Source organism: Nocardioides sp. CPCC 206348 (genome assembly GCF_048654705.1).
Lineage (GTDB): Bacteria > Actinomycetota > Actinomycetes > Propionibacteriales > Nocardioidaceae > Nocardioides.
Genome location: NZ_JBMCZA010000121.1, coordinates 1 through 1,504, shown reverse-complemented (window position 1 = coordinate 1,504; position 1,504 = coordinate 1). Strand labels below are relative to the sequence as shown.

Annotated in this window: 3 protein-coding genes; 2 read left to right on the top strand and 1 reads right to left on the bottom strand. The window is 71.2% G+C overall.

Annotation, left to right across the window (positions count from 1 at the left end):
* Positions 1-550, bottom strand: a 550-nt coding sequence (locus ACOADB_RS07330) for a TetR/AcrR family transcriptional regulator (protein ID WP_378597309.1), incomplete at its 3' end; no start/stop codon positions are given.
* A gap of 53 nt (positions 551-603) precedes the next feature.
* On the opposite strand from ACOADB_RS07330, the gene ACOADB_RS07325 reads away from it, so the two are divergent.
* Together ACOADB_RS07325 and ACOADB_RS07320 are read left to right on the top strand one after the other, a co-directional pair.
* Positions 604-1,044 (top strand): ABA4-like family protein, encoded by a 441-nt coding sequence (locus ACOADB_RS07325; RefSeq protein WP_378597308.1) that lies wholly within the window; start codon positions 604-606, stop codon positions 1,042-1,044.
* Positions 1,044-1,502, top strand: coding sequence for a DUF3291 domain-containing protein (locus tag ACOADB_RS07320; RefSeq protein WP_378597307.1), 459 nt, complete (start codon positions 1,044-1,046; stop codon positions 1,500-1,502). The genes ACOADB_RS07325 and ACOADB_RS07320 overlap by 1 nt, the downstream gene beginning before the upstream one ends.
* Positions 1,503-1,504: the final 2 nt, after the last annotated feature.

Sequence of the window (1,504 nt, the reverse complement as noted above, 5' to 3'; positions counted from 1 at the left end):
CTGCGGTCCCCGGATCGGCGTCGGGGGGCAGCTGTCCGGCGATGATGAGCGAGGCGAGCCCGTGCACCTGCGCCCAGAGCGAGGTCATCACGGTCGCCTCCTCGGCGGGCCGGAACGCACCCGAGGCCAGTGCTCGTCGTACGGCGTCGGCAATCCTTGCCATCGCCCGCTCGCGCGCCTCCTGGAGCTCGGGCGTCGGCGTGATGCCGGCCAGCGCCTCGCCGAACATCACTTCGTAGAGCCGGGGATGGTCGGTGGCCCACTGCACGTAGATCGCGCCGAGCCCGGCGATCTCGGTGATGACGTCCCTGTCGGAGGCGGGCATGGCGTCCTGGGCGTCGGCGAAGTCGCTGAAGGCGGCGACGAGCACGGCGCGCTGGAGGCCCTCCTTGTTGCCGAACAGGGAGTACACGGCGGTGGTGGACGTGCCGGCGCGTTCGGCGATGTCGCGCAGCGGCAGTGCACCGAAGCCCTCCTGGTGCACGACCTCCAGGGCGCAGGCCAGCAGTCGATCGCGGAGCTCCGTCGTGTGTGTCCTGGGTCTTGCCACGCCCGAAGCCTATCGTTACGTTGTTATGTAACACCGTTATCAATGGAGGCGACATGACGGAAACTGCTCAGCTCGAGCCACTGTCCCCGGGCAGGCGGCGCGCGTTCACCGCCATCAACAGCTCGTCCGCACCGCTGTTCCTCGCAATGATCCTGATCCCCCGGTCGCGGCTCACCCGCCGCCTGGTCGAGGCCGCGATGCCGCTGCACGCCGTGATCGGGGTCAGCTACGGGGCGCTGCTCGGCTCCGGCCTGCTCAAGGCACGGACCCTGATCGACTTCCGCGACCCGGAACAGCTGCGCCGGGTACTGGCCGAGCAGGACGTGTTCCTTGCCGGCTGGGCCCACTACATCTCCTTCGACCTCTTCGTGGGCCAGTGGATCTGGCGCGACGCGGTGGCCGCGGGCCGCGGTGCGCGGGTGGCGCTGGTGCTCACCTGGCTCGCCGGACCGCTCGGGCTGACCACCTACCTCCTCCAACGCCGGTTCCGCTGATGTCCGTCGTGGTGGTGACCCGCACGGTGATGGCCCGGCCGAAGCACCTGGCCCCGTTCGCCTGGCAGAGCCTGCGCGTGGGCTTCCAGGCGCGTCGCAGTCCCGGGTACGTCGCCGGGGCGATGCGGATCTCGCGCGGCTGGGTGTTCTGGACGCTCACCGTCTGGCGCGACGGCCGCGCGATGGCGGACTTCCGCAACTCCGGGGTCCACGGCCAGGTGATGCCGCGGCTGGCCGGCTGGGCGTCCGAAGGGGCCTTCGCTGCCTGGCGGATCCCGGATGAACACCTGCCGTCGTGGGCGCAGGCCCAGGACGAGCTGCACCGGCACCCGTCCTTCACGGCGCTCGATGCGCCCGGCGTTGCGCACCGGGCGGGCGTCGTACGCGAGCCGGTGGCGGTGGGGCTCAGCGTCCGCGTGCCGGGGCCACACGTCACTCGCCGCCCACCGCCTCGTTGATC